A 25,338-nucleotide genomic window follows, 5' to 3' on the forward strand; every position below is an offset into this window, starting at 1 on the left:
TACTCGTGCGAAAGATTCAGGAGAACAACGGCGGACGCCGCCGCCAGAGGTCATTATTGCCCCTCACGTTAGCTTATTTGTACGGAGTGCAGATAATCCCGCCCACCCCGTGGAAGGTGTGCAACGGTGTGTTCACGAATGGCTGGGAAGCAGGCCGGTGGGGCAGAATGGAAAGGCACATCAGAGCACCCTGCCTACCGCTTGGAGCGAAACCCATGGGCGAAACCGCCGCACTTAAGATCCCCGCTGAACTGCTTCCACTGGACGGACGGTTCGGAGCCGGGCCGTCGAAGGTGCGTCCGGAACAAATGGAGGCACTGGCCCTCGCCGGCACCAACCTGCTGGGCACGTCGCACCGGCAGGCTCCCGTCCGGAACCTCGTCGGCAGCATCCGCGAAGGGCTTTCGGACCTCTTCAATGCCCCTGACGGCTATGAGGTCGTGCTGGGCGTCGGTGGATCCACCGCTTTCTGGGACGTGGCGTCCTTCGGCCTCGTGGAGAACAAGGCCCAGCACCTCTCCTTCGGTGAATTCGGCTCCAAGTTCGCCGCCGCCACCAACAAGGCTCCCTTCCTTGCCGCTTCCTCCATCATTAAGGCCGAGCCGGGGACACGTCCGGAGCCGGTGGCTGAAGCAGGAGTGGACGTCTATGCCTGGCCCCAGAACGAAACATCCACCGGCGTCGCCGCACCAGTGCGCCGGGTGGCCGGGGCCGACGACGGCGCCCTGGTCCTGATCGACGCAACCTCCGCCGCCGGTGGCCTGCAGGTGGACCTCGCGGAATCCGATGTGTACTACTTCGCGCCCCAGAAGAACTTTGCCTCCGACGGCGGCCTGTGGCTGGGCATGTTCTCCCCCGCCGCACTGGAACGTGCAGCACGGATCAATTCCTCGGACCGGTGGATTCCGGACTTCCTGAACCTGCAAACGGCCATCGACAACTCGAAGCTGAACCAGACCTACAACACGCCGTCGCTCTCCACGCTGGTGACGCTCAATGCGCAGGTTCAGTGGCTCAACGCCAGCGGCGGGCTCAAATTCGCGGCGGAACGCACGGCGGATTCGGCCGGCCGGGTTTACTCCTGGGCCGAGGCATCCCCCGTGGCGGCGCCGTTTGTGTCCCGTCCACAGGACCGGTCAAACGTCATCACCACCATTGATTTTGACGACAGCATCGATGCCGCCGCTGTGGCAAAGACCCTGCGCGCCAACGGCGTCGTGGATGTGGAGCCGTACCGCAAGCTCGGCCGCAACCAGCTGCGTATCGCCACTTTCGTGGCCATCGAGCCCGACGACGTCAGCGCACTGCTGCGGTGCATCGACTTCGTGATCGAGCACAGCCGGTAGTACCGGGACACACCTGCGGAGCAGGATCGGGGCCTTACACCGGGTCCGGGTCCTGCTCCGTTTCTGTTGTGGTCATATGCAGGCGCCGGGGAAGGGTCCGGTCATAGTGGATCCGCAGGTGGTGTGCGCGCCAGGCCCAGACAAAACCGACGACTGCGGTGATGAGTCCCGAGGCCGCGGCGACCCCCAGGCTCCAGCGCGGGCCGAAGCTGTTGGACACCCACCCCACCAGCGGAGCACCGAGAGGCGTGCCGCCCATGAAGATGGCGAAGTAAAGGGCCATCACCCGTCCGCGCATTACGGGTGCGGTGGTGGTTTGGACGTAGGCGTTGGCACTGGTCATCAGCGTGAGCGCAAACAGCCCCACCGGGATGAGGGACACGGCGAACCACACCAAAGTGGGCGCTGAGGCTGCAACCAGGCAGGCTGCGCCAAAAGCGCCGGCTGCGCCGAAGACAAAGCGCAGCCGGGGCTTGTCCCGCCGTGCCGAGAGCAGTGCCCCGCAGACCGATCCGATGGCCATCACCGAATTCAGGATTCCGAAGACTCCGGCATCCTGGCCGAACTCCGTGCGGGCCATGGCTGCAATGAACACCGCGAAGTTCAGCCCGAAGGTACCCACAATAAAGACGGCCAGGAGCACCATCATCAGGTCGGGTCGAAGCCTCACGTACCGCAGGCCTGCCCTGATGCGGCCCTTGCCCGGACCCGCTTTGGGCAGCACGCGCAGTTCGCTGCTGCGCATCTTGAGCAGGGCCAGAACCATTGCGGCGAAGGTGAGCGTGTTGATGAGGAAGACCCAGCCCGGGCCCACAGCCACCGTCAGCAGCCCGGCCCCGGCCGGACCAACCATGCGTGCAGCGTTAAAGGATGCACTGTTCAGTGCGACGGCGTTGGGCAGGTCGGCTTCGCCCACAACCTCCGAAACAAAACTCTGACGGGCGGGCGCGTCGACGGCGGACACCACACCCAGTGCCAGCGCAAAGGCGTACACGTGCCACAGCGCCGCTTCGCCCGACAGCACCAGCACACCCAGGCCAAGGCCCAGCAGAGCCATTGCCACTTGGGTGAAAAGCAGTACCTTTCGCCGGTTATAGGTGTCGGCAATCAGCCCGGCCCACGGCGCCAGCAGCAGTTGCGGGCCCAGCTGCAGCGCCATGACGATGCCCATGGCCGCCGCGTCCTGGTGAGTGAGGATGTCGTACACCAGCCAGTCCTGGGCGGTGCGCTGCATCCACGTTCCAATGTTGGACACCAGGGCACCCAGGAACCAGATGCGGTAGTTGAACAGCCGAAGCGAACGGAACACCGGTCACCACCGACCAGTGAAAAGTGACTGACCAGTGATAACTGCTGCTGCGCCTGCCCCGGACCTCAATGCCTAGCTGTCCTCCCGCGTGTCCGCTCCGTTGTACCCGGTGTCCGCGGCGTCGTCGTCCGCTGCGTTGTCCGAGTCCTCGCGCGCCTGGGCGTTGGCCCGTTCCTGCGCCTCGGCAGCCTCTTCCGCGGCGACGTCCTCCGGACGCACCCGCTCCGACCACGGCACCCACTCGGGAGCAAGGACCGCGTTTTCCGAGGGCAGCAGCCCCACTTCACAAACGGTGGCCACCTTGCCGCGCGGCACCCGCGCAACGGTGGCGTACCACTGCCACCCGTTGTAGCCGGGCCGAAGCGCCTCGAAGCGGTGCGTGACCAGGCGCTCGGCATCGGGGACCGCGCCCACGTAAGCGCCGATTTGCTCAGCCGGGACCACTTCGAGAAGCCCGGCACGCGCTGTTTCCACGGCGGCGGCCAGCACTGCGTCCGGCTTGGAGGGGCGGCGTGGCGCACGGCGGGGCGCCTTGGCCTCCGGGGAGGACACAGCGGCAGACTCAGCCTGCGCTGATGCCGGCATCTGCTGTTCGGATACTGGTTCGGAAGATGATGTTGCGCTCATGGTCATGCAGCGGCTCCGCCTTATGCGTCCAGGTCATCGGCGACGGCACGCAGGACGGCCGCCACCTTGGTGGCATGCTTCTTGTCGGGGTAGCGGCCCTTGCGCAGGCCGTTCGAGACTGCATCCAACAGTTTAATAAGGTCTTCCGTAATAACGGCCATGTCGTCGGCGCTCTTCCGGGTGGCCCTCGCCACGGAGGGCGGCGCCTCCAGAATCCGTGCTGAGAGAGCCTGCGGTCCCCGGCGTCCGTCAGCCACACCGAACTCCATCCGTGTCCCGGGCTTCACCTCGGTTACACCGGAGGGAAGGGCCGAGGCATGCAGGAATACTTCCTGGCCCTCGTCCGTGGCCAGAAACCCAAAACCTTTACCAGTGTCGAACCACTTGACCTTGCCGATGGGCACTTCGGTTACCTCGTTCTTAGCTGTTGGGTGCGGCAGTGGGAACTGCCGCAGTGATGCGCAACCCGCAGTGCCCGCCGTGTGCCGGAATGCACGGCCCGGCACTCCCGTCAGAAACCAGGTTGTTCCGGGACGCCAGGTTCTTCCAGATACTACGGCAGAGATACTACGGGGAAGTCTGTTCCCTTTAGAATATCCCGCCCGGGTAATCCTTCCCCCGTACGCTGCCGTTGGACCGGACCATTTCCGCTGTTAGCGTTAAGCGCCATGGACACCAGCACCCCATCCCCTGGCCGGACCCCGGACCGAACGCCGCACCGAAGTGCGCCGGAGGGCCCCCGGTGGCGCCGCATCCTCACTGGTGTTGCCGCCCTGCTGGCAGTAGTCGGGCTGCTGTGCCTCGGGGTCGTCGTCCTGTCCGGCCTGCGCTCGGAAAGTATCTGGCCCGGATTCGCCGCCGGCGCCTTTTACGCCCTTCCGGTGGCATTCCTCCTGATGGCAGGCCTGGTAATTGACGGCATCCGCCGCAGGCGACGCGGCTGATCCCGTCCGTTTTGGCGCTGGGTCGGGTAACGTGGAGACGATGTCCGCGATCCGAGCTTTAGCCGAAGATCTAGCTGCACGCAGTGATGACCAACTGCGTGAATTGCTTGCGGCCAGACCTGATCTCATCCTGCCTCCCGTTCCCGATTTCCAGGCCCTTGCGGCCCGTGCCTCCACTCGGATCAGCGTCCAGCGCGTGCTGGAAAAACTCACGTCACCGGAACTGCAGGTCCTCGAGGCCGTGGACCTGACCACCAACGAGGACTCCCACCTCAGCACCACGGCGTCCTGGCTGAAAAGCGCCATTGCCGGATCCACCATCAAGGCACTGGATGCAATCCTGAATCACCTGCATGCCCTGGCCCTGCTGCGGCGGGCAACACCGCATCCCGGTGCCCCGAAGGCCGATGCCAGCAGGCGTTTCTATCTCCCGGTCGCGGTTCTGGGCGAGGCGCTCGGGGCATATCCGGCGGGCCTGGGGCGCCCTTATTCCACCCTCGCCGTCCAGCATCCCGAGTTCGGCCAGCGCCTGGTTGGAATAGTGGAAGGACTGCGCAGGAGCGGCATCCCCATGGAACGGGCGGACACTCCCGCCACCGCCGCCCATTCCCTGCACCACCTGGTTTCGGATCCGTCGGGCTGGGCCCGGCTCATGGCCGATGCCCCGCCGCAAACGCTGGAACTGCTGCGCCGCTTCAAGTACTCCCCAGTTGGCACCATTCCGAAAAAGGCCGCCATGGGACGCGCCGTGCTGGACAACCCCTCCCCCACCCCCGTGGAGTGGCTAATGGCGCGCGGACTGCTGGTCCCCCTGGACGCCCTGCATGTTGAGCTTCCGCGGCCGGTGGGGCAGGCATCCCGCGGCCATGTCATAGTTTCCGATTTCAAGCTCCAGCCGCCGGCACCGGTGACGCGCAGGGTTCTGGACAGTGTCCGGGACAATGCCGCCTACGGTGCAGTGGCGGAAACCCTTCGCCTGCTCACCGAGCTTTTGGCCGTTGCCAGGGCAACTCCCATCAGCACGCTCCGCTCCGGCGGGGTGGGTGTGCGCGAGGTTCGCCGGGTCTCCGAATGCCTGCGCATCGATGCGCCTGCCACCGCATGGCTGCTTGAACTCGGCGCCCTGTCGGGCCTGCTGTCGCTGGATGTCACCACGTCCCGCTGGTGCGCCACCGAGGGAACCTGGCTGACCCTGGACCGGCACGACCAGTGGAAGCAGCTCGTCGCAGCATGGCTGGATGCGGACCGCGCACCCTCCCTGGTGGGCAGCCCCCTCCCCGGCGGCGGCGCCATCAATGCCCTGGCCGCTGAGGCATCACGCCCGGATGCGCCGCTGGTGCGGCAGCGGGCCTTGGAAATGCTCGCCAAGCTGGCGGCCGAGGACGTGCGTGTCCAGGGCACCACCGGCGCCCTGGACACGGAGTCGCTGGTCAGCGCCCTGACCTGGCATCAGCCCCGCCTGCAGCGGCGGTTCGCCCGCCTGGTGCCGGGCATCCTGAAGGAGGCGGCGCAGCTTGGCCTGCTCGGTTCGGGCGCCCTGACCGACCTCGGCGCCGCCGTCGCAGCCAGTGACTGGGACGGCGCCCTGCAGCGCCTGCACGATGCCCTCCCGGAACCGCTGAATTCTTTCCTGCTGCAGGCCGACCTGACCGCTGTAGCCCCCGGGTACCTGGAACCCGGGGTGGCACGCCGGCTGGCATCAATCTCCGACGCCGAGGGCCAGGGACCGGCAGCCATCTACCGGTTTTCCGCTGACTCCATCCGCCGGGCCCTGGACAGCGGTCAGGACGCTGCGGACATCCTGGATTTCCTGCGCCGGCATTCCGCCACCGAGGTCCCCCAGCCGCTGAGGTACCTCGTGGAGGACACCGCCGCGCGCTACGGCAGGCTTCGGGTGGGCGCCGCCGCATCCTACCTGCGCAGTGATGACGAAGACGGACTGTCCGGCCTGCTCGCGGACCCGCGCACTGCGTCCCTGGGCCTGGTGCGCCTCTCACCCACCGTCGTCGGCTCGGTGGCCAGCGCCCAGGAACTCTCGTACACCCTGCGTGAACTTGGCTATTCCCCGGCGTTGGAGGGCCGCGCCCGTCCCGTGGCAGGATCGCACGCTCATCCGCCGATCACGGTGGCTCCGGCGTCGAAAACACGGCTGAACCCCTGGGAACTGACCGACGACGACATTGCGAACCAGCTGGCGGCCCTGCGCGGTGAAGGGCCCCCGGTGGCCGGCCGCAGCGAAAGCCAGCCGCTGGTCGGCCTGGAAATCCTGCGGGAGGCGATCCGCACCCGAAGCTCCGTCCGCATGGGCGTGGTGGACGGGCAGGGGAATCAGCGGCAGGAAATTTTCGTTCCCTTATCAGTCACCGACGGCCGGGTGCGGGTCTTTGACCCGCGGCGGGACGTAGAGAGAGTGGTGTCGGTGCACCGAATCATGGATGTTGAAATAGTGGAGGATACCCCGGCGCATGGCTGACGGACCGTTGATTGTCCAGAGTGATAAGACCATCCTGCTGGAAGTGGATCATGAACAGGCCACCGAGGCCCGGCATGCCATAGCGGCCTTCGCCGAGCTGGAGCGCGCCCCCGAACACATTCACAGTTACCGGCTGACACCGTTGGGACTGTGGAACGCCCGGGCCGCGGGGCTCGACGCCGAGCAGGTGCTGAACACGCTGCTGAACTACTCGCGTTTCCCGGTGCCGCACTCGCTGCTGGTGGACATCGAGGAAACCATGTCCCGGTACGGGCGGCTGCGCCTGGAAAAGGACCCGCAGCACGGCCTGGTGCTGCGCACCAATGACTACCCGGTGCTCGAAGAAGTCCTGCACGCCAAGAAGATCCAGCCGCTGCTGGGGCCGAGGATCGACGGTGAAACCGTTGTGGTGCAGTCCTCCATGCGTGGCCAGCTCAAGCAGTTGCTGCTGAAACTCGGCTGGCCGGCTGAGGACCTTGCCGGCTACATTGACGGCACCCCGCATCCGATCGTGCTGGATGAGGACGGCTGGGCGCTGCGCCCCTACCAGAAACTGGCCACGGAGAACTTCTGGGCCGGCGGTTCCGGCGTCGTCGTCCTTCCCTGCGGGGCGGGCAAGACCCTGGTGGGTGCCGCTGCCATGGCTACCAGCTCCACCACCACGCTGATCCTGGTCACGAACACCGTCTCGGCCCGCCAGTGGAAGGACGAGCTGCTCAAGCGCACGTCCCTGACCGAGGATGAAATCGGCGAGTATTCCGGTGCGGTCAAGGAAGTCCGGCCCGTCACCATTGCCACGTACCAGGTGCTGACGCTCAAGCGCGGCGGCCTGTATCCGCACATGGAACTGCTGGATAAAAACAACTGGGGCCTGATCATCTATGACGAGGTGCATCTGCTGCCCGCACCGATTTTCCGGATGACCGCCGATCTGCAGGCACGGCGCCGCCTGGGCCTGACCGCCACCCTGGTCCGCGAAGACGGCCGCGAGGGCGAGGTCTTCTCCCTCATCGGTCCCAAGCGCTATGACGCACCGTGGAAGGATATTGAGGCGCAGGGCTACATTGCCCCGGCGGAGTGCATCGAGGTCCGGGTGGATCTGCCCCGCGATGAGCGGGTGGCTTACGCGATGGCCGAGGACGGGGACAAGTACCGGTTGTGCTCGACGTCGGACACCAAGACCGGCGTCGTTGAGCAGCTGGTGCGCCGCCATGCCGGGGAACAGACCCTGGTGATCGGCCAGTATCTGGACCAGCTGGATGAACTTGCTGAACGGCTGGACGCGCCCGTGATTAAGGGCGACACCCCCGTCAAGGAACGCCAGCGCCTGTTCAACGAATTCCGGGAGGGCCGGCTGACCACGCTGGTGGTTTCCAAGGTCGCCAACTTCTCCATCGACCTGCCCGAGGCTTCCGTGGCAGTCCAGGTATCCGGTTCCTTTGGATCCCGCCAGGAAGAAGCACAGCGCCTGGGCCGGCTCCTGCGTCCCAAGGCCGACGGCAAGGCCGCCCACTTCTACACCGTCGTCGCACGGGACACCCTCGACCAGGAGTTTGCCGCCAAGCGGCAGCGCTTCCTGGCTGAGCAGGGCTACGCCTACTCCATCCTGGACGCCTCGGACATCGAAAAGCCCGTCTAGCATTCCGGCTCCCCGGTGGAGCCGGGGTGCTCCTTTGAGTCGCCGTCGTCGTCCATTACTCACCGGACACTCCCAGAGTTCACAATGTCCACCTACAGACAACGCACAGCTAAATGTAAGAAACTGGGTAAGTGAATAAATCATCCGGACCTGAAGCTCGTCTCCTCGTAGTGGATGATGAGCCCAATATTCGTGAATTACTCTCCACGTCCCTGCGCTTTGCCGGTTTCGACGTCGTCGCCGCAGCCAACGGACGCGAGGCCCTTGCCGCGGTCGCAACCCACAACCCGGACCTCGCGGTGCTCGACGTCATGCTCCCGGACATGGACGGCTTTACGCTGACCCGCCGGCTGCGCGCCGCCGGACAGCATTTCCCGGTGGTCTTCCTGACGGCGCGTGATGATACCGAGGACAAGGTCACCGGCCTGACCGTTGGCGGCGACGACTACGTCACCAAGCCGTTCAGCCTGGATGAGGTGGTGGCCCGCATCCGGGCCGTGCTGCGCCGCACCCAGCCGCTGGCTGATGATGACGCCGTCCTGCGCGTTGATGATTTGGAGCTCGACGACGACGCGCATGAGGTGCGGCGCGGCGGCGTCACCGTGGACCTGTCCCCCACCGAGTTCAAGCTCCTGCGCTACCTGATGCTCAATCCCAACCGCGTACTGTCGAAGGCCCAGATCCTGGACCATGTCTGGGAGTATGACTTCAACGGTGACGCCTCGATTGTCGAGTCCTACATTTCGTATCTGCGCCGCAAGATCGACCGCAGCCCCGATGCTCCCGCCCTGATCCAGACCAAGCGCGGGGTTGGTTACCTGCTGCGTACGTCGGAGAAGCGCTAAGCCTTGCTAAGGCGCTGGAAATCGGCCTCACTGCGTTCCCAGCTCGTGGCCATCATGGCCGTGCTCATGGTCATCACCGTTACCATCACGGGGCTGGCCACGATTTACGTGCTGTGGCAGATCCTGGTGACCCGTCTGGACGCCGAAATCTCCGAGAGCGCGCCTGCAGTCTCCCGCTACCTGGTGTCCGACGCTCCTCCCACCGACACGTCGCTGTTCGAGTTCTACGGCCTGTACCTGACCGATGACGGCAGCTACGGGCCCGCCACCCACACCAATCCCCGGGAGGACGCCCCAGTGGTGCCGCACTACACCGTGGAAGAGGTCCTGGAACTCGGCCAACGGGGCGAAACGGTTCCGGGTACCCAGGCCGGCAGCAAGGGATGGCGGGTGAAGGTGTTTGCCCTGGAGAGCTCAGGCTCCGTGGCCGTGGCCCTGCCGCTCGATGACGTGGCCACCACCGTGGATGAGGCGGCATCACTGGTTTTCTCCGTGGGGCTGCTCGGTACCCTCGGCGCCACCGGCATTGCCTACTGGGCGGTCACCCGCCAGTTCCGGCCGCTGAGCCAGGTGGAAAAAACAGCGGCCGCCATCGCCGCGGGCGATCTGTCCCGCCGTGTCGACGTCGGGAATCCCGCCACGGAAATCGGCCGGCTGTCCCGGTCGCTTAACGCAATGCTGGCCCACATTGAAACCGCTTTTGCTGCCCGGTCCAGGTCCGAGCGAAAGATGCGCCGCTTCGTCCAGGATGCCTCCCACGAGCTGCGCACGCCGCTGGTGACGATCCGGGGTTTCTCCGAGCTGTACCGCCACGGAGCACTGCAGAAACCCGAGGAAATCTCTGCTGCCATGGGGCGGATCGAGAGCGAGGCCAAACGGATGGGCCAGTTGGTGGAGGACCTGCTCACTCTGGCCCGCGTTGATGAACAGCGCCCGCTTGAATATGAGCCGGTGGACCTGATGCTCCTGGGCAACGATGCCGCAATGGATGCGCGTGCCAGTTCACCCGGACGCGAGATCAGGGTTGTCGGACTGGATGGCCAGCAGCCGCGGCCGGCGCCCACTGTCGGTGACGAGGCACGGCTGCGGCAGGTTGTCGCGAACCTCATGACCAATGCCCTGCGCTACACGCCCGACGGGTCCCCGATCGAAATTGCCGTGGGCGTTGCCCCCGTCATCCACAACCGCTCCGATGCGGTGCTGGAGGTGCGCGACCACGGACCGGGGATCTCCGAAGAAGATGCCGCACGGGTCTTCGAGCGGTTCTACCGGGCGGATTCCTCGCGCTACCGCGAAACCGGCGGCACCGGACTGGGCCTGGCGATCGTCGCGGCGCTGGTGGCCCAGCATGACGGCACGGTTCGCCTCTCGGAAACGGAAGGCGGCGGGGCAACCATGTCCATCCGGCTGCCGTACCGTGCTCCGGAGGATTTCGAGACCGACGCCGGGTAGCTGCTTCCTGTCCTCCACACTCCCCTGAACCGGCGGATTTGTCCGTGGTTATCCACGGGGCAACGGCCCGCACCCGGCCCGGCTGTGCCGCCGCCTAGCGTCAAAGGCTCACGGTCACTGGCGAAGGGAGAAAGAACCATGGCAATAGTTTCAGTGGACAGCGAGGCTCTGGACGCGAAAAGCGCAGAGGTGCGCGGCACGATAGACCGGCTGCAGTCCGACATTAACCGGATGCAGTCCGGGCTGCAGTCCCTCAGCGAGTCCTGGCAGGGACAGGCGTCCGCGAATTTCCAGCAGCTGATCGCGGAATGGCGCAGCACTCAGGCCAAGGTGGAGGAATCCCTCACCAGCATCAACCAGGCGCTCGGGTACGCCTCCGGCCAGTACGCCGAAACCGAAGCGGCCAACGTCGCACTGTTCCGGCACTGAGCCGGGGCTGGGCAGCCGCTGAACCGCCGCTGGGAGGCCACTGAACCGCCCTGCTGGAACGGCGCCGGGAGAGCGCTGGGACAGCGCCGGGCCCCCGCGGGAACGGCGCTGGACCCGCAGAACGGCGCCGGCTCCCGGGCGGAACTCCAAGGCACTGAACACAGAAAAGCGCGGCACCCGTCGGGTGCCGCGCTTTTCTGTGTTCAGTGCTGACTCAGGGCGTCAGCGGGAGGGTCCGCGCCGGCACGGGGCCGGAACGGACCGGGGGCTGCTAGAAGCCGCCCATACCGCCCATGCCGCCCATTTCGTCGCCGCCGCCCATTGCCGGTGCAGCCTTCTCAGGCTTGTCGGCAACTACTGCTTCGGTGGTCAGGAACAGACCGGCGATGGAGGCTGCGTTCTGCAGAGCGGAACGGGTCACCTTTACCGGGTCATTGACGCCGGCTGCCAGCAGGTCTTCGTACTCGCCGGTTGCGGCGTTGAGGCCCCAGCCTTCGGGCAGTCCGCGGACCTTGTCGACAACTACGCCCGGCTCCATGCCGGCGTTGAAGGCGATCTGCTTCAGCGGAGCGTCGATGGCCACGCGCACAATGTTGGCACCCGTTGCTTCGTCACCCTCGAGGGAGAGGTTGGCGAAGGCCTTCAGGCCGGCCTGGATGAGGGCAACGCCACCACCGGCGACAATGCCTTCTTCAACGGCAGCCTTCGCGTTGCGGACAGCGTCCTCAATGCGGTGCTTGCGTTCCTTCAGCTCAACCTCGGTGGCTGCACCGGCCTTGATGACTGCAACGCCGCCGGCCAGCTTGGCCAGGCGTTCCTGCAGCTTCTCGCGGTCGTAGTCCGAGTCGGAGTTCTCGATCTCGGCGCGGATCTGGTTGACGCGGCCCGCGATCTCCTCGGCGTCGCCGGCGCCTTCCACGATCGTGGTCTCGTCCTTGGTGACAACAACCTTGCGGGCCTTGCCCAGCAGGTCCAGCGTGGCGTTTTCCAGCTTCAGGCCGACTTCCTCGGCGATGACCTGGCCACCGGTGAGGATGGCGATGTCTGCCAGCTGGGCCTTGCGGCGGTCGCCGAAGCCCGGAGCCTTGACGGCGACGGACTTGAAGGTGCCGCGGATCTTGTTGACAACCAGGGTCGCCAGGGCTTCGCCTTCAACGTCTTCGGCGATGATCAGCAGCGGCTTGCCGGACTGCATGACCTTCTCCAGGACTGCAACGAGGTCCTTCACGTTGGAGATCTTGGAGTTCACGATCAGGATGTACGGATCTTCCAGAACCGTTTCCTGACGCTCGGCGTCGGTGACGAAGTAACCGGAGATGTAACCCTTGTCGAAGCGCATACCCTCAGTGAGCTCAAGCTCGAGCCCGAAGGTGTTGGACTCTTCGACGGTGATGACGCCTTCCTTGCCAACCTTGTCCAGCGCTTCGGCGATCAGGTCGCCGATCTGCTGGTCACCGGCGGAAATGGAAGCCGTGGCAGCAATCTGCTCCTTGGTTTCAATCTCCTTGGCGGAGGCGAGCAGCTCGGCAGTGACGGCCTCGACGGCCTTCTCGATGCCGCGCTTCAGGCTCAGCGGGTCGGCGCCGGCAGCAACGTTGCGCAGGCCTTCCTTGACCAGGGCCTGAGCCAGGACAGTTGCCGTGGTGGTGCCGTCACCGGCAACATCGTCAGTCTTCTTGGCAACTTCCTTGACCAGCTCGGCGCCGATCTTTTCGTAGGGATCGTCGAGCTCGATCTCCTTGGCGATGGAAACGCCGTCGTTGGTGATGGTGGGGGCACCCCACTTCTTCTCAAGGACCACGTTGCGGCCGCGCGGGCCCAGGGTGACCTTTACGGCGTCGGCGAGGATGTTCAATCCGCGCTCAAGGCCACGGCGTGCCTCTTCGTCAAATGCAATGATCTTGGCCATAACGGCTTACGTCCTTCCGGAACAGTCATGCTGGGTGCTTAGCTGTTGCATTCCAGACTGTGGTGCCCGCGACGGACGGGCGCTGCGGGGGCGATCTCTTTACGCACCCTCAGGCCCTCACCTCAGTGGCTTGCTCTTTCACTCAACGCCGACCGCATTTAGCAGTCATACGGCAAGAGTGCTAACTCAATAATTAGCACTCCCACACACTGAGTGCAAGCGATCACGGCTCCGCGCTGCACGGCTCACAGTCATCATCATTCCGGCAGCACGCCTCCGGACCAGTGTCCCGGCACAGGAAAGGGCGGCAACCCGGGAGGGGGTTGCCGCCGCTCCACTCCGAACAGGCGCTAAACCGCCGCTAAACGCTGCGCACGTCCTCGGCCTGCGGACCCTTCTGGCCCTCCCCAATTTCAAACTCCACCCGCTGGCCTTCTTCCAGGGTGCGGTACCCGGATGCCTGGATGGCGGACCAGTGCACGAAGACATCCGTTTGGGCCTCATCCAGCGTGATGAATCCGTAGCCCTTTTCCCCGTTGAACCATTTGACGATCCCCTGCGCCATCTGCGTTTCTCCCACCTTGTTTCGCTCGTGCGTTCCACCAAGCGGTCGCGGCGGAACCGGCCGGCGCACAGGCGGCCCGGCGGCGGATTCGCCGCATGCGGGCCGGCGTCGCACGGCTGGCACTCACTTTAGCCAGCGTGATCCAGGACACAATTACGAGGACCGGATCGTTATGGAGTTTTTACGTATGCGCGGGGACTTTGCCCGTTACTGGAACCCCGGGCCCGGTACCACCGTCACCAGATTGAACTCCGGAGACTCGCTGAGGGTGGGGATGCCCAGGATCCGCGACAGTTCCTGTGCGTTGGCAAGCTGCTCGGGTCCGTTGTAGAAGATCACTGACGTCTGCAGCGGCGTTCCGCCCCAGTTGGCAACCTGCGCCGTGGACCATCCGTCACCGGCAATGCGCGCTGATACATTCGCTCCGAGTCCGCCAATGCCGCTTGCATTGAGCACCACCACGGGTTGGGTCCGGTCCGCGACCGCTTCCGGGGTGGGCTCGGGTGCCGGGGTTTCGCTCGGCTCCGGGGTCTCGGACGGTGCAGCTTCCGCCGGTTCCGTCTCGGGCTCGGGTTCCGTAGCTTGGGGAGCCGGGGTTTGTGCGGGCAGGGACGAGTCCGAAGCGGGTGCCGGAGCAGCCCCGTTCTGCCCGATACCCAGCCGGGGCAGGACAAAAAAAGCAGCAAGGCCAAGGATCAGGGCCAGCACACCGACAGTGATGATCAGGCCGAGGCTGCCGGACCGTGACGGTATTAACCGTTCCCGGTGGACGCCCTGGCGCGACGACGTCTCGGGAACCTTGTCAAACTCATCCCGGGGATATTTGCTCATGGTGGGGTATCAGTCCTTGGATCTCAGGTGGCGCCGGTTAGACGTCAGAGCCTGAACGACGGGCGGTGCGAGCGCGCTGACGGGTTGTTCGTAGTCTACGCAGTCTCTTGACCAGCATGGGGTCGTGCGCCAGGGCGTCCTCGGTGTCGATCAGGGCGTTCAGCACCTGGTAGTAGCGCGTGGCAGACATGCCGAAAAGTTCGCGGATGGCCTGTTCCTTCGCCCCGGCATATTTCCACCAGGCCCGCTCCAGTGCGAGCATCTGCTGTTCCTGCTCCCCCAGGGGACTGTCGGGGTCAACCGTGCCGTCCAGTGAGAACGCTTCGGTTGTTTCGGCCACAGGATACTCCCAGATCGGTGTTGGTTTCCCTTCCTATGCTAGTTGGGAAATAACAGGCTTGTCATTCGCGGCGCCTTCCGGCTGAAAAAGCAGCCGCACCGGCACCGGCTGCGCCCTCCGGCACCGCCGACCCCAGGCATCCAACACGGCTGGTGACCTCACGGGTCGGGGAACCCACCGGGACAACCGTGGTGCGTTATGGTCTATAGCTATGTTCGTGAAGATCCGGCCCCGGACAGCGGCTGCGCTGTTACTTGTTGTTCTTTCCCTGACCGCGGTGTCGTGCTCATCCGTGCCGGCAGATCCGGAACAAACGCTGGACCGCGTCACCGGAGGCACCCTCCGGGTGGGCGTTTCGCATTCCCCGCCTGCCACCGACGTCGGCGGGGCTGAACCGGCGGGACCGGAAGCGGACCTGGCCCGGGATTTCGCGCAGTCCCTCGACGCCAAGGTCGAATGGGTTGAAGGCGGCGAGGAATATCTCATGGAAGCCCTGAAGCAGGGCGATCTTGACCTCGTTGTCGGCGGGCTGACCGAGTCCAGCCCGTGGACTGACAAGGCTGCGCTGACGCGCCCCTATGCCGAGAGCACCAACCGCTGGGGGGATCAGCAGAAGCATGTGCTGGCGGCTCCGCTGGGTGAAAACGCGTTCCTTTCGCGCCTGGAACATTTCCTGTCTGAGAGGGAGGGAACCCCGTGAGTGCACAGCAGGGGCGGACTGAGCTTCCCCGGCAGCAATCCGATGCACTGCACCGGGCCGTGCGTTTGGAATGGATCACCATCGGGTTCCTCGCAGTCACCGTAACGGCGGTGTTCCTGGTGATGGGAAACTCACAGGCGATGCGCGCCGCTTGGATCGAGGACATGCTCTCCTTCATTCCCCCGCTGGCGTTCCTGCTTGCGGTCCGTCTCGTGGCCCGCCCACCCAATGCCCGCTATCCCTACGGCTATCACCGGTCCATCGGCGTAGCCCATCTGGTGGCAGCCGTGGCACTGACAACCATGGGGTCCTTCCTCATTTACGAGTCGCTGACCGGGCTGGTGAAGGGTGAACACCCGCCCATCGGCACGGTGGAGATCTTCGGAAACCAGATCTGGCTCGGCTGGCTCATGATGGCGGTGATGGCAGTGACCACCATTCCGCCCGTGATCGTGGGCCGGATCAAGATCCGCCTGGCAAGACAGCTGCACAATAAGGTGCTGTATGCCGACGCCGACATGAACAAAGCGGACTGGATGACCGCGCTGGGGTCGATTGTTGGCGTGGCGGGAATCGGCCTGGGCTTCTGGTGGGCTGATGCGGCCGCTGCCCTCTTCATCGCCTTGAGTATCCTCCGCGATGGCCTGCGCAACATGCGCGGCGCAATCACTGATCTGGTCGACACCACGGCGACAACCTTTGATGAAGCGGACCCGCATCCGCTGGCCGGACAAGTGACGGAGTACCTGAACGGGCTGCCGTGGGTTCAGGCCGCAGGCGTGCGGATGCGCGACGAGGGACAGGTCTTCCATGTCGAAGCGTTTGTGGTGCCGGTCAGCGGCGCCGAGCTGTCGCTGGGCAACCTGACTGCGGCCCGTGAGGGCTGCACCGGGATCGACTGGAAGCTCGCCGACACCGTGGTGATTCCCGTGCGGACCCTGCCGGAGGAAGTCGGCGGCCGCAGCGGCGTGCACCAATCAGGCAAGGAAGAATGACGCGGAAACGCCGCCGGCCCTAGGCTGGAAAGGTGAGCTCCAACGATCCGACACTTTTTTCGCTGCCCACTGCCGGCGACCGGACCCCGCCAGCCGGCGCGGAGGCCGAAGAACCGTTCCCCTTTGCGGCCCCGGCACCGCTGCACACCGTGATGGCGCCGGACTGGGCCAGGGCCCTGGCACCGGCCACCCAGGAGCTGCACCGGCTGGCCGGCCTCTTGGAGGAGGAACGCCGCTCCGGGTTCACCGTGCTGCCCGCTCCTGGCAACATCCTCCGGGCCTTTTCCCGGCCCCTCGCCGAGGTCAAGGTCCTGCTGATTGGCCAAGATCCCTATCCGACCCCCGGCCACGCCGTCGGGCTCTCATTCTCAGTGGACCGCGGGGTGCGTCCGCTGCCGCGGAGCCTGAATAACATATATAAGGAACTCGCGGCGGATCTGGACATTCCACCGAGCCCGCACGGCGATCTGAGCGCCTGGGCCGATCAGGGGGTGCTGCTGCTGAACCGCGTCATGACGGTCCGCGCGGGAAACGCCGGATCACACCGCAGGCGGGGCTGGGAGCAGATCACCGAATTGGCCGTCCGTGCCGTTGCCGCCCGCCGCGGACCCGACGGCGGCCATGCTCCCCTGGTAGCCGTGCTGTGGGGTAACGATGCCCGGTCCATTGTTCCGCTGCTGGACGGAATTCCGCGGATCGAATCAGCCCATCCCAGCCCGCTTTCAGCGTCGCGCGGGTTCTTCGGATCCCGCCCCTTCAGCCGTGTCAACGATCTGCTGGCGGAGCAGGGAGCGCAGCCGGTGGACTGGCGGCTGGACGCGATACGGTAGGAGAAACCCCTTATCGAGGAGAGCCACCAGTATGCCTGATCCCTCCGTGCCCGGCGCGAAGCCATCCCAGGATGTGCCCCGGCGGGCCCGTCCGCTGCTGACCCTCGAGGTTCTCCGGCGCGAACAGCTGACTCCGCACATGGTCCGCATCATTGCCGGCGGCCCCAACTTCGAGCGTTTTGCCGGCAACGGCTTCGTTGATGCCTACTGCAAAATCTGGTTCGGTCCGGACGGCAGGCCGCTGGACGGACAATCCGAGCTCGAGGCACTGCGGGAGTCATTCCCCCGGGAGCAGTGGCCGGTGTCGCGCACCTACACTGTCCGGAGCGTCAACCCCGAAGCACGTGAGCTGGCCATCGACTTCGTGGTCCACGGCGACGAAGGCCTGGCCGGCCCCTGGGCTGCGCAGGCCACGCCCGGGGAACCGCTGACCTTCACGGGCCCCGGAGGAGCCTTCAACCCCGACCCCGACGCCGGCTGGTACCTTTTCGCCGCCGATGAATCCGCGCTGCCCGCCACGGCCGCCGTGCTGGAGGCGCTGCCGGCCTCCGCCGTCGGCCAGGTGTTCCTGGAGGTAGGCGGCCCCGAAGACCGCCAGCCGCTCACGGCCCCGGACGGCATCGAAATCTCCTGGCTGTACCGCGGGGCCACACCGGCCGGAAACACCGGCATGCTGGCGGCGGCCGTCGCGGCTGCTCCATGGCCCAGTAACGACGTCCAGGTCTTCGCGCACGGGGAGCGCGAGGCCATGAAGGCACTGCGGGATGTCTTTTTTGCGGGCCGTGGCCTCGACCGGCGGCAGGTGTCCCTGTCCGGATACTGGGCCGCCGGACGCACCGAGGACGCTTTCCAGGCAGAAAAAAGGACCCCCGTCGGCAAGATCCTCTAGATCCTCCCGACCGGGGTCCTTCACCGCCGGCGTCCTTCCATCCGGCGTCCTTCACATCCGGCGTCCGGGTGCCGGCCGGCACCCGGACCCGCCTGCCGGCTAGCGGCGGCGGTTCCGCCTGTCGTTGCCGGACAAATTCCGGGTCAGCGGGCGGGCCAGGTTATCTCCAAAGACCACGCCGCCGGCAATGGCCAGGATCACCGTCAGCGCATTGAAGATGCCTACGGCACCGGCGGTGAAGTCATCGGTGCCGATGCTCAGGCCGTACATGGCACGGAAGATGCTCAGTCCCGGGAACAGGAAGAGAATCGCCGGAACAGCAACAATCAGCTGCGGGGCTCCCATCCGCAGGGCAATCATGCGCGCCACCATGCCGATGAAGATGGCCGCCACGGCGGGCGTGAGCCGGGGCCCCAGGCCTGCCCAGACGGAGAGCTGAAAGACCATGAACCCTGCCGCTCCGGTCAGGACGGTGGGAAGGACCAGGTTCATCGGCGACTGTTCCACCACGCAGATCGTGCCAAGGGCCACGGCCAGCAGCAGCATCGTTACCGCGAACGGATACTGGGACCCGTCCACTTCGGTCACGTCCAGCCGTGGCACGCCCAGCAGCACCCCCACGACCAGGGCGACGGCGATGCCTGCCACCAGCGCGCCAAAGGTCAGGAATGCCGACAGGAAGCGGCCCGAGGCAGTGACCGGGAACCCGTTGATCGCATCCTGCACCGCGGAGACTAAACGGCCCGTTGGCAGGAGCAGCAGGATTCCGCCGGCCACCACGATGCCCGGGGAAATCGGCACGTCAAAGGACCAGAACAGCATGGCGATGGCTGTGACCACAAAACCGCTCGCCGCGGTGCTGAAAAAGTCAGGTACCCGCCAGCGGCCGAGCAGGCGCTGGAGCAGGCTCACCAGGAACGTACTGATAAAGGCCACCGCTGATGCCAGTGGTTCACCGCCGATAAAGCCCACAATGGCTGCCGCAAAGACGCCGGTGGAAAACGTCACCGCCCACCGCGGAAACGGTTTGGGCTGATGGGTGATTTCGTTCAGCCGGTTGGCCGCTTCCGCGCGGGAAATGCCGCCGTCGATAATGTCGGTGACAAGCTGATGGACAAGCCCAAGGCCCGCATAGTTGTTGGTCCATGAACGGACCACCCGCATCACCGTGATGGGCGTTTGATCCTTGGGTGAGTAGTTCAGCAGCACCGACTGGTTGGTGATGTCCACCTCGATACTCTCCAGGCCAAAGGCTGCGGTGACCGCAATGATTGCCGTCTCCACCTCCAGGGCACCCGCTCCGTAGCGGAACATGGTTTCAGCCAGGCTGAGGGCCAGGTCCAGGGTCTTGCGCGCGGAGGCGTCGGGGCCGGCGGTGCGGACCAGGGGGTTTGCGTAGGGGGAACCCGCCAGCCGCTCCACGATGGACATGGCCTGCGTGGGAGGAGTTTCACCCTGGACCAGCCGCCGCAGCATCCTCCGTGCGGCCGCTGAGGAACGGTCCTGCTGCCGGAGTGAACTGCTGCCGGTTCCATGCTGTCCCGGCATGGTCTTGCGGGCCCGGGGCTTCCGCGGCGGCTGGCCGGTTCCATCGGGCTTTGCCGTTTTGCTGCCGGATCCCGGGAGGCGCCCCAGTCCCAATCCGCCGGAAGTGCCCTTGACCGGTGTCTGCATCACGGAGGTGGTGGGGGGAGGCGGTTTGGGCTTGGTGCTCCTCAGGCCAAAGCCGCCGGGGCCGGTGGGCAGGGCAGCGGAGGTTTTGGGTGCAGCGCTTTTCGGCGCCTTGCCTGGCGCAGCCGGACGCCGCACCTTGCCGCCCGCAGCTGCTTTTTGGCTCTCCCCCGGAACCTTGGGCTCCGTTCCAGAAGCCCGGTCGGTGCCGGACTTCCGGATGACAGGAATCAGCCCGACCATCGGATCGGGGTTTTGTGCAGGCTCCTGGCGGTCTGCATCGGACGTGTTTTCCAAAGGACTCACCCTTTCGCCTCTGTGGCCTGAATCCCGTTCAGGCATGTGCTTAATAGAACGGCTGCTGGTGACGGCGCCAGTAGATTTGCCGCGCCACGCGCTCACCAATCGTGTTCCAGATCTTGTACCGCACCGGGTCAAGCACCAGGTCGTAGCAGCCCACGAAGTCCGTCACGGTCTTCGAGAAGCTGGTCTTGAAAAGGCCCAGTCCATGGTGGGGGTGTTCCTTGTTCTTCAGCTGGTCGCTGGGCGGCGTTCCGCAGAAGTCGTACTGCTCAATGCCGAAGTCTTCCTTCAGCTCGCTAATGGCCGTCCACTGGACCAGATGGGAGTCTCCGTACTGGCTGCGGCGGGGTTTGGACCCGCCGTCCTTATAGGTGCCCTTCCGGCCGTAGGCAATGACAAACGCACCCACTGTGGGCTCGCCGTCTTCGAACGCAAAGTAGAACCGGCCCTGCCCAGCCTGCACAAAGTTGGACCAGAAGCGGTGATAGTACTCGTAGGAGCGCATCCGCGCCGCTGAGCGGTCCTCGATGTGGCTCATCAGCCGGTACATGATGCGCATGTTCTCTTCGGTGGGCTCCACCCGGCGCACGTCGGCGCCTTCCCGGATGGCCCGGCGGACGGCGTTGCGCCCGCGCGAGGAGATGTTCTTCAGGACCTGTTCGATGTCAGGGGTGGTGTCCAGCAGGGCCGTGGAGTCATTGGGCTGCAGGTTGAACGTCTTGACCAGGCCCGCACCCTCGAACAGGGCCCGGACTTCCGGACCGTCAACGATGTCCGGTTCCACCTTGACGGCGAACACGTTGCGCTTGGACTCCTTGATGAACCGGCGCAGCGCGTCCAGCACCTCGGGCACGTGGGACGGCTCAGCGACGTCCGGACCCTTAATCAGGTACCAGAGGCTGCCGAGGCCGGGGACCTTCTTTTCGATCACCAGGTTGTAGGTGGTGTAGCCGCGGCCGGTAAACACCAGATGGAGGGGATTCCAGCCGTGGTGGGACTTGACCTCCGCATAGGACGCGGACTGCAGCACGTTCCCGCCGCCCGGGTTGGACTGCACATGGCTGTCCCATTTTTCTCTCTCGTCGGCGGTCGCCAGGCGTGCACTAAAGTCTCGCAAAATACCTCAACTAGTCGCTTGATCGCTGATCGCTTGCACCATCTGCGGCTGATCCATTGGGGACCCCGGGAAATGGGCCGGGGACCGCCCTCAAGTCTATCCGCTGGGGCGTTCCCGAAATGAAACCCCGCCGCACCCGGACACTGTGAGTTCGATCCAAGGACGGCGGTTAGACTAGATGCAAATACATGAACTTTCGATGGTGAGCACTAAGGATGGGGAGCACTATGGCACAGCGGCTGGAACTCGGGTTGGACACCTTCGGTGACGTCACTTCGGCGCCCGACGGCGAACGGCTGCCGCAGCATCAGGTGCTGCGCAACGTCGTGGCCGAAGCAGTGCTCGCGGATTCGGTGGGCATCGACTTCATCGGTATCGGTGAGCACCACCGGGAGGATTTTGCCGTCTCCGCACCGGACGTGGTGCTGGCAGCCATAGCCGGACAAACCAAGCGCATCCGGCTGGGATCTGCCGTTACCGTCCTCAGCTCGGATGACCCGATCCGGGTCTTCCAGCGCTTCTCCACGCTGGATGCGCTCTCCAACGGCCGCGCGGAAGTCATCCTCGGCCGCGGCTCCTTCACCGAATCCTTCCCGCTGTTTGGGCTGGACCTGGCCCAGTATGAAGAGCTCTTCGAGGAGAAGCTGGAGCTTTTCGCCCAGCTGCGCCAGGAAACTCCAGTGACGTGGAGCGGCAAAACCAGGGGGCCGCTGCAAAACCAGCGGGTGTATCCCCCCACCGCCACCGGTGAGCTTCCGGCATGGATCGCCGTCGGCGGGACGCCCCAGTCCGTGGTCCGGGCTGCGCACTACGGCCTGCCGCTGATGCTGGCCATCATTGGCGGTGAGCCGGCACGCTTTGCCCCGTTTGTGGACCTGTACAAGCGTGCGCTGGCACAGTTTGGCCGCCCGATGCTGCCGGTGGGTGCACACTCCCCCGGCTATGTTGCCGCCACCGATGACCAGGCCCTGGAAGAAGCATGGCCGCACTTCGAGCGGATGCAGAACCGGATTGGCCGCGAGCGCGGCTGGAGCCCCACCACCCACAGTGACTACCTTGCCTCAGCCGGCCCCGACGGCGCGCTGTTTATCGGTTCCCCGGAGACCGTTGCCACCAAGATCGTCCGGGTGGCGCGGGAGCTGGACCTGAGCCGCTTTGACCTGAAATACAGCCTGGGCACTCTTCCGCACGAGAAGCTGATGAACTGCATCCGCCTCTACGGCACCGAGGTGGCTCCGCTGGTGCGCGAGCAGCTGGCCTAGGCCGACGCCGGGAGGAACCAGCGGACGCGCGGTTCCTCCTCGGCGAGCGCCGCCGCCCTCTCGATCAGGTTTCGGTCCTCCCCCGTGGTGCGTTCCCGTTCCTGGCGCAGGTATTCCCGCCAGGTGGCGACGTCGTAAATCTCGCGGAACTGCCGGGAGTCAGTGACCGAGTGGACCAGCTCCCAGTCCCGGGCGCCGGTGCGCATCCGGGACAGGCGCACCTCGTGCATCAGGTGCACAAACTCCGCGGCCTTTTCCGGATCGAGTTCGTAGGCAATGAGCACCGTCACCGGCCCGGCATCCGGTGCGGGCTCCTGTCCCGCTTCGATCCCCAGATCCGCTTCCGCGATGCTGCGGTCCAGCCGGCCGGTGCGCGGCAGCAGCGGCAGCACGGTGACGCTCAGGCCCACCGCCGCAAGGATGATCCCCGCCGCCCCCAGCACCGGGGCGTAGGTGTAGGCCGTGGCCAGGGAACCCCAGACGACGGCGCCGATGGCCTGGGCTCCGGTGGTCACCATGAGATAGATGGACAGCCCGCGGGCCCGGACCCATTCGGGCAGTGTCAGCTGCATGGCACTGTTGAGAATGGAGAAGGTGGCTATCCAGGCGATGCCGGCGAAGAACAGCAGGATGGCCAGCACAACGGCGGGGAAAAAGCCCGCGGCAAAAGCTGCGGCGCCGAACACGGCGGCCGACAGCCCCAGCATCAGGTTGTCGTTGATCGAGTTTTTGACTTTGGGCAGCACCACAACACCGGCAACCGCGCCGGTGCCGAGCGCGCCCAGGAGCAGGCCGTAGCCGGCGGAGCCGAGGCGCAGGTGCCCATTGACTGCCACCGGGAGCAGCGCGTACAGCGCGCTGGCGGGGACCATGAAGAGGGCCGTTCGGAGCAGCACGCGCCGGATCCGTGGTGCTGCGCGGATGTAGCGCATCCCGGCGGCAAGTGCCTCTCCCATCCGCTCGGGGTCCTCCGGTTCAGGGGGCGCCCGCCACACGTAGACGGCAACCGCGGTGCCCAGGAAGGACACGGCGTTGAGCCCGAATACGAAGGCGGGTCCGAAAAAGGAGACGAGGACGCCGGCCAGTGCCGGGCCCACCGCGCGTGCCCCGTTGACCGCCATGCTGCTCAGGGCTGATGCGGCCCGGATTTCTTCCCGTGGCACCAGCTCCGGGGTGATGGCCTGCCAGGCTGGCTGGCTGAGTGCCACCCCGCACCCGATGAGAAAGGTGTACAGCAGCAGCGAATCCGGGTCCAGCAGGCCCAGGGCCGCAACAACCGTCAGGACGCCGGCGGCACCGGCGGCAAAGAGGTTGGACCCCAGGATCAGGCGCCGCCGGTTGAAAGCGTCGGCCAGCACGCCGGCGATCAGCCCCAACAGCAGTGACGGCGCCAGGTTTGCCGTCTGGACCAGGGATACCAGGGCGGGGTTGGAACTGTTTTCCACCAGGTACCACTGGGCGCCCACGGTCTGCATCCAGGTGCCTATGCTCGAGCCAATGTTCGCCAGCCACAGAATCAGGAACATGCGGCGCCGCAGCGGCGCCCAGGGTGATGCCGGGTCCATCTGGAATACCTCCGTCCGGACGTGCGGGTTCAGATGCGGCGGTTCAGTATGCGGCGGTCCAAAAGGGGAGGTTCAAACCACCCGGGGGAAGTTCGACCAGGCCCTGCGGAACTGCTTATGTGCGGTTTCCCCGCGCTCCTCCTCCAGGGCATGCAGCCGCCCGTAGGTGAATCCATTGGCTCCGGACCTGGCGCTTCCCGCACCCAGCCGCCGCAGGAATTCCCGGCTAACCACGCTGTCCTGGTGCTCGCCGAGGATTTTCTGCACATGCTCGGCGCCGGAGATGAGCTCAGCGGCGCCGGGGGTGCGCACCGGACGGGCCACCTCGGCCGCGTAGCGCAGCCGCTTGGCGTCCTTGCGTGCTTCATGCAGCGATTCCGCCCGGTGGTCGTGGTTGCGGGCCGAGCGCGCATCCCGCACCTGCTGGTGCAGCCGCCTGCGGTCCCGGCGCAGCATCCGTCCCGCGGTTTCGGCAGCCGGAGCGTCCGCCGCCGCCGTGAAGTCCGGCTGGCTGATCACCAGTTCAAGATCCTCCAACAGGCGCCGGTACCTCCCGCTGTCGAGCACACGGGCAACCTCCGCGAGCGCGGAGCTGTAGTCAGCCAGCAGTTCCTCATCAATCCGCTGCCGCACCGGGCCCATCACCAGTTCGGTGGGCTGCGTATCGAGCAGGCTGTGCAGCCGCGCCCGCAAAACCTGGGCGTCGCGGGCGGCGCCGAGGACTCCGGCCAGCCATTTAAGCTCGTTCCTGACTGCACGGGACGGATCCGGAGCCAGAACCTTTTGATAGCTCGCCATTGCCGAGCGCATCCGCCGGGTGCTGACCCGCATCTTGTGCACCGCGTCCGCCCGGTTCGTCCGCACCCGCGGGTCCTCCGCCAGCATGGCCTGGAACTGTTCACTCAGGTATGCCAACAGAAGGAGCCCTGCGGGGCCATCCGCCGCAGGCGTCCCCGGGCTCAGCGCGGAAACACGCACTGCCGCCTGCCGTGCCTCAAGCGCAGCCGGGGAACCCTCCACGGTGGGTCCAAGGGGATCTGCCGTGCGGCTTCGCCGTGGCGGCTGCCGGAAGTGTCCTGGATCCTGAGGGATAGGCATGGCTCAGTATAGGTCCGTGGAAACGCCCGGCGGCAGGGTCTGCACCAGCGCGGGGGCGGCCCGGCGCCAGTTCACCGAGCCGGTTCACCTAACCAGTCCACTGAACAATTGCCGGAGAGGGCAGAACGCCGCGGCTTGCCTGTACCGGCTGCACCGCGCGGCGGTAGCATCCACGTACGGTGCCGGGGTTCGGCTGTGC

At 65.7% G+C, this 25,338-nt stretch carries 23 protein-coding genes; 12 read left to right on the top strand and 11 right to left on the bottom strand.

Features of this window, described 5'->3' with window-relative positions:
* Positions 1 to 215 precede the first annotated feature (215 nt).
* Positions 216 to 1,346, top strand: a complete 1,131-nt coding sequence (gene serC, locus AAE021_RS13170; RefSeq protein ID WP_342022792.1) for a phosphoserine transaminase — start codon at positions 216 to 218, stop codon at positions 1,344 to 1,346.
* A gap of 34 nt (positions 1,347 to 1,380) precedes the next feature.
* Here the strand turns inward: serC and AAE021_RS13175 are convergent, their stop codons facing one another.
* The 3 genes from AAE021_RS13175 to AAE021_RS13185 all read right to left on the bottom strand — a co-directional run bounded on the left by AAE021_RS13175 (position 1,381) and on the right by AAE021_RS13185 (position 3,686).
* Complete coding sequence (locus AAE021_RS13175; protein ID WP_342022794.1) at positions 1,381 to 2,655, bottom strand: MFS transporter; 1,275 nt, start codon at positions 2,653 to 2,655, stop codon at positions 1,381 to 1,383.
* Positions 2,656 to 2,727: 72 nt separating this feature from the next.
* Entirely contained in the window at positions 2,728 to 3,288 is a 561-nt protein-coding gene (locus AAE021_RS13180; protein ID WP_342022795.1) for a DUF3027 domain-containing protein, read from the bottom strand.
* A 14-nt stretch (positions 3,289 to 3,302) separates the two neighbouring features.
* Positions 3,303 to 3,686, bottom strand: coding sequence for a cold shock domain-containing protein (locus AAE021_RS13185; RefSeq protein WP_342022796.1), 384 nt, complete (start codon positions 3,684 to 3,686; stop codon positions 3,303 to 3,305).
* A 264-nt stretch (positions 3,687 to 3,950) separates the two neighbouring features.
* On the opposite strand from AAE021_RS13185, the gene AAE021_RS13190 reads away from it, so the two are divergent.
* The 6 genes from AAE021_RS13190 to AAE021_RS13215 all read left to right on the top strand — a co-directional run bounded on the left by AAE021_RS13190 (position 3,951) and on the right by AAE021_RS13215 (position 11,064).
* Entirely contained in the window at positions 3,951 to 4,226 is a 276-nt protein-coding gene (locus AAE021_RS13190; protein ID WP_342022797.1) for a hypothetical protein, read from the top strand.
* 40 nt (positions 4,227 to 4,266) lie between these two features.
* Positions 4,267 to 6,699 carry a helicase-associated domain-containing protein gene (locus tag AAE021_RS13195; RefSeq protein WP_342022798.1) on the top strand — a complete coding sequence of 811 codons (2,433 nt, stop codon included), beginning with the start codon at positions 4,267 to 4,269 and terminating at the stop codon, positions 6,697 to 6,699.
* Entirely contained in the window at positions 6,692 to 8,338 is a 1,647-nt protein-coding gene (locus AAE021_RS13200) for a DNA repair helicase XPB (protein ID WP_342022799.1), read from the top strand. The genes AAE021_RS13195 and AAE021_RS13200 overlap by 8 nt, the downstream gene beginning before the upstream one ends.
* 131 nt (positions 8,339 to 8,469) lie before the next feature.
* On the top strand, positions 8,470 to 9,183 hold the full coding sequence (locus tag AAE021_RS13205; RefSeq protein WP_342022800.1) for a response regulator transcription factor: 714 nt from the start codon (positions 8,470 to 8,472) through the stop codon (positions 9,181 to 9,183).
* Between the two features lie 3 nt (positions 9,184 to 9,186).
* Positions 9,187 to 10,635, top strand: a complete 1,449-nt coding sequence (locus AAE021_RS13210; protein WP_342022801.1) for a HAMP domain-containing sensor histidine kinase — start codon at positions 9,187 to 9,189, stop codon at positions 10,633 to 10,635.
* Between the two features lie 138 nt (positions 10,636 to 10,773).
* Complete coding sequence (locus tag AAE021_RS13215; RefSeq protein ID WP_342022802.1) at positions 10,774 to 11,064, top strand: WXG100 family type VII secretion target; 291 nt, start codon at positions 10,774 to 10,776, stop codon at positions 11,062 to 11,064.
* A gap of 271 nt (positions 11,065 to 11,335) precedes the next feature.
* Here the strand turns inward: AAE021_RS13215 and groL are convergent, their stop codons facing one another.
* The 4 genes from groL to AAE021_RS13235 form a co-directional block, all read right to left on the bottom strand.
* Positions 11,336 to 12,973, bottom strand: a complete 1,638-nt coding sequence (gene groL / locus AAE021_RS13220) for a chaperonin GroEL (RefSeq protein ID WP_342022803.1) — start codon at positions 12,971 to 12,973, stop codon at positions 11,336 to 11,338.
* A gap of 361 nt (positions 12,974 to 13,334) precedes the next feature.
* Positions 13,335 to 13,538: a cold-shock protein gene (locus tag AAE021_RS13225; protein ID WP_342025411.1), complete on the bottom strand. Its 204-nt coding sequence runs from the start codon at positions 13,536 to 13,538 to the stop codon at positions 13,335 to 13,337.
* A 207-nt stretch (positions 13,539 to 13,745) separates the two neighbouring features.
* Positions 13,746 to 14,369 carry a LytR C-terminal domain-containing protein gene (locus AAE021_RS13230; RefSeq protein WP_342022804.1) on the bottom strand — a complete coding sequence of 208 codons (624 nt, stop codon included), beginning with the start codon at positions 14,367 to 14,369 and terminating at the stop codon, positions 13,746 to 13,748.
* 37 nt (positions 14,370 to 14,406) lie between these two features.
* Positions 14,407 to 14,709: a DUF3263 domain-containing protein gene (locus AAE021_RS13235; protein ID WP_290167235.1), complete on the bottom strand. Its 303-nt coding sequence runs from the start codon at positions 14,707 to 14,709 to the stop codon at positions 14,407 to 14,409.
* Between the two features lie 211 nt (positions 14,710 to 14,920).
* Here AAE021_RS13235 and AAE021_RS13240 point away from each other — a divergent pair, with 211 nt between their 5' ends.
* Genes AAE021_RS13240 through AAE021_RS13255 form a run of 4 tightly spaced genes read left to right on the top strand, consistent with a single transcriptional unit; the run spans position 14,921 to position 18,123 of the window.
* A complete protein-coding gene (locus tag AAE021_RS13240; RefSeq protein ID WP_342022806.1) occupies positions 14,921 to 15,409 on the top strand; it encodes a transporter substrate-binding domain-containing protein in 489 nt (162 codons plus the stop codon).
* Positions 15,406 to 16,404 (top strand): cation diffusion facilitator family transporter, encoded by a 999-nt coding sequence (locus AAE021_RS13245; RefSeq protein WP_342022807.1) that lies wholly within the window; start codon positions 15,406 to 15,408, stop codon positions 16,402 to 16,404. Before AAE021_RS13240 ends, AAE021_RS13245 begins: the two co-directional genes overlap by 4 nt.
* 32 nt (positions 16,405 to 16,436) lie before the next feature.
* Positions 16,437 to 17,234 carry a uracil-DNA glycosylase gene (locus AAE021_RS13250; RefSeq protein ID WP_425362400.1) on the top strand — a complete coding sequence of 266 codons (798 nt, stop codon included), beginning with the start codon at positions 16,437 to 16,439 and terminating at the stop codon, positions 17,232 to 17,234.
* A gap of 31 nt (positions 17,235 to 17,265) precedes the next feature.
* A complete protein-coding gene (locus tag AAE021_RS13255; RefSeq protein ID WP_342022808.1) occupies positions 17,266 to 18,123 on the top strand; it encodes a siderophore-interacting protein in 858 nt (285 codons plus the stop codon).
* A 99-nt stretch (positions 18,124 to 18,222) separates the two neighbouring features.
* On the opposite strand, the gene AAE021_RS13260 is transcribed toward AAE021_RS13255, so the two are convergent.
* Positions 18,223 to 19,671 carry a threonine/serine ThrE exporter family protein gene (locus AAE021_RS13260; RefSeq protein WP_342025413.1) on the bottom strand — a complete coding sequence of 483 codons (1,449 nt, stop codon included), beginning with the start codon at positions 19,669 to 19,671 and terminating at the stop codon, positions 18,223 to 18,225.
* 469 nt (positions 19,672 to 20,140) lie between these two features.
* Complete coding sequence (locus AAE021_RS13265; protein WP_342022809.1) at positions 20,141 to 21,214, bottom strand: lipid II:glycine glycyltransferase FemX; 1,074 nt, start codon at positions 21,212 to 21,214, stop codon at positions 20,141 to 20,143.
* Positions 21,215 to 21,441: 227 nt separating this feature from the next.
* Between AAE021_RS13265 and AAE021_RS13270 the strand changes: the two genes are divergently transcribed.
* The gene (locus AAE021_RS13270) at positions 21,442 to 22,476 is read left to right on the top strand and encodes an LLM class flavin-dependent oxidoreductase (protein ID WP_342022810.1); all 1,035 of its coding nucleotides are present in this window, start codon (positions 21,442 to 21,444) and stop codon (positions 22,474 to 22,476) included.
* Here the strand turns inward: AAE021_RS13270 and AAE021_RS13275 are convergent.
* Both AAE021_RS13275 and AAE021_RS13280 read right to left on the bottom strand, forming a co-directional pair.
* On the bottom strand, positions 22,473 to 24,041 hold the full coding sequence (locus AAE021_RS13275; RefSeq protein WP_342022811.1) for an MFS transporter: 1,569 nt from the start codon (positions 24,039 to 24,041) through the stop codon (positions 22,473 to 22,475). The genes AAE021_RS13270 and AAE021_RS13275 overlap by 4 nt on opposite strands.
* Before the next feature lie 72 nt (positions 24,042 to 24,113).
* Positions 24,114 to 24,956 (bottom strand): CHAD domain-containing protein, encoded by an 843-nt coding sequence (locus AAE021_RS13280; RefSeq protein ID WP_342022812.1) that lies wholly within the window; start codon positions 24,954 to 24,956, stop codon positions 24,114 to 24,116.
* Positions 24,957 to 25,338: the final 382 nt, after the last annotated feature.

It is taken from the genome of Arthrobacter citreus (assembly GCF_038405225.1).
GTDB lineage: Bacteria > Actinomycetota > Actinomycetes > Actinomycetales > Micrococcaceae > Arthrobacter_B > Arthrobacter_B citreus_A.

Coding starts and splice junctions, on each gene's coding strand:
- serC (WP_342022792.1), top strand. CDS start 216: ATGGGCGAAACCGCCGCACTTAAGATCCCCGCTGAACTGCTTCCACTG.
- AAE021_RS13180 (WP_342022795.1), bottom strand. CDS start 3,288: ATGACCATGAGCGCAACATCATCTTCCGAACCAGTATCCGAACAGCAG.
- AAE021_RS13190 (WP_342022797.1), top strand. CDS start 3,951: ATGGACACCAGCACCCCATCCCCTGGCCGGACCCCGGACCGAACGCCG.
- AAE021_RS13195 (WP_342022798.1), top strand. CDS start 4,267: ATGTCCGCGATCCGAGCTTTAGCCGAAGATCTAGCTGCACGCAGTGAT.
- AAE021_RS13200 (WP_342022799.1), top strand. CDS start 6,692: ATGGCTGACGGACCGTTGATTGTCCAGAGTGATAAGACCATCCTGCTG.
- AAE021_RS13215 (WP_342022802.1), top strand. CDS start 10,774: ATGGCAATAGTTTCAGTGGACAGCGAGGCTCTGGACGCGAAAAGCGCA.
- groL (WP_342022803.1), bottom strand. CDS start 12,973: ATGGCCAAGATCATTGCATTTGACGAAGAGGCACGCCGTGGCCTTGAG.
- AAE021_RS13225 (WP_342025411.1), bottom strand. CDS start 13,538: ATGGCGCAGGGGATCGTCAAATGGTTCAACGGGGAAAAGGGCTACGGA.
- AAE021_RS13230 (WP_342022804.1), bottom strand. CDS start 14,369: ATGAGCAAATATCCCCGGGATGAGTTTGACAAGGTTCCCGAGACGTCG.
- AAE021_RS13240 (WP_342022806.1), top strand. CDS start 14,921: ATGTTCGTGAAGATCCGGCCCCGGACAGCGGCTGCGCTGTTACTTGTT.
- AAE021_RS13255 (WP_342022808.1), top strand. CDS start 17,266: ATGCCTGATCCCTCCGTGCCCGGCGCGAAGCCATCCCAGGATGTGCCC.
- AAE021_RS13260 (WP_342025413.1), bottom strand. CDS start 19,671: ATGCCGGGACAGCATGGAACCGGCAGCAGTTCACTCCGGCAGCAGGAC.
- AAE021_RS13270 (WP_342022810.1), top strand. CDS start 21,442: ATGGCACAGCGGCTGGAACTCGGGTTGGACACCTTCGGTGACGTCACT.
- AAE021_RS13275 (WP_342022811.1), bottom strand. CDS start 24,041: ATGGACCCGGCATCACCCTGGGCGCCGCTGCGGCGCCGCATGTTCCTG.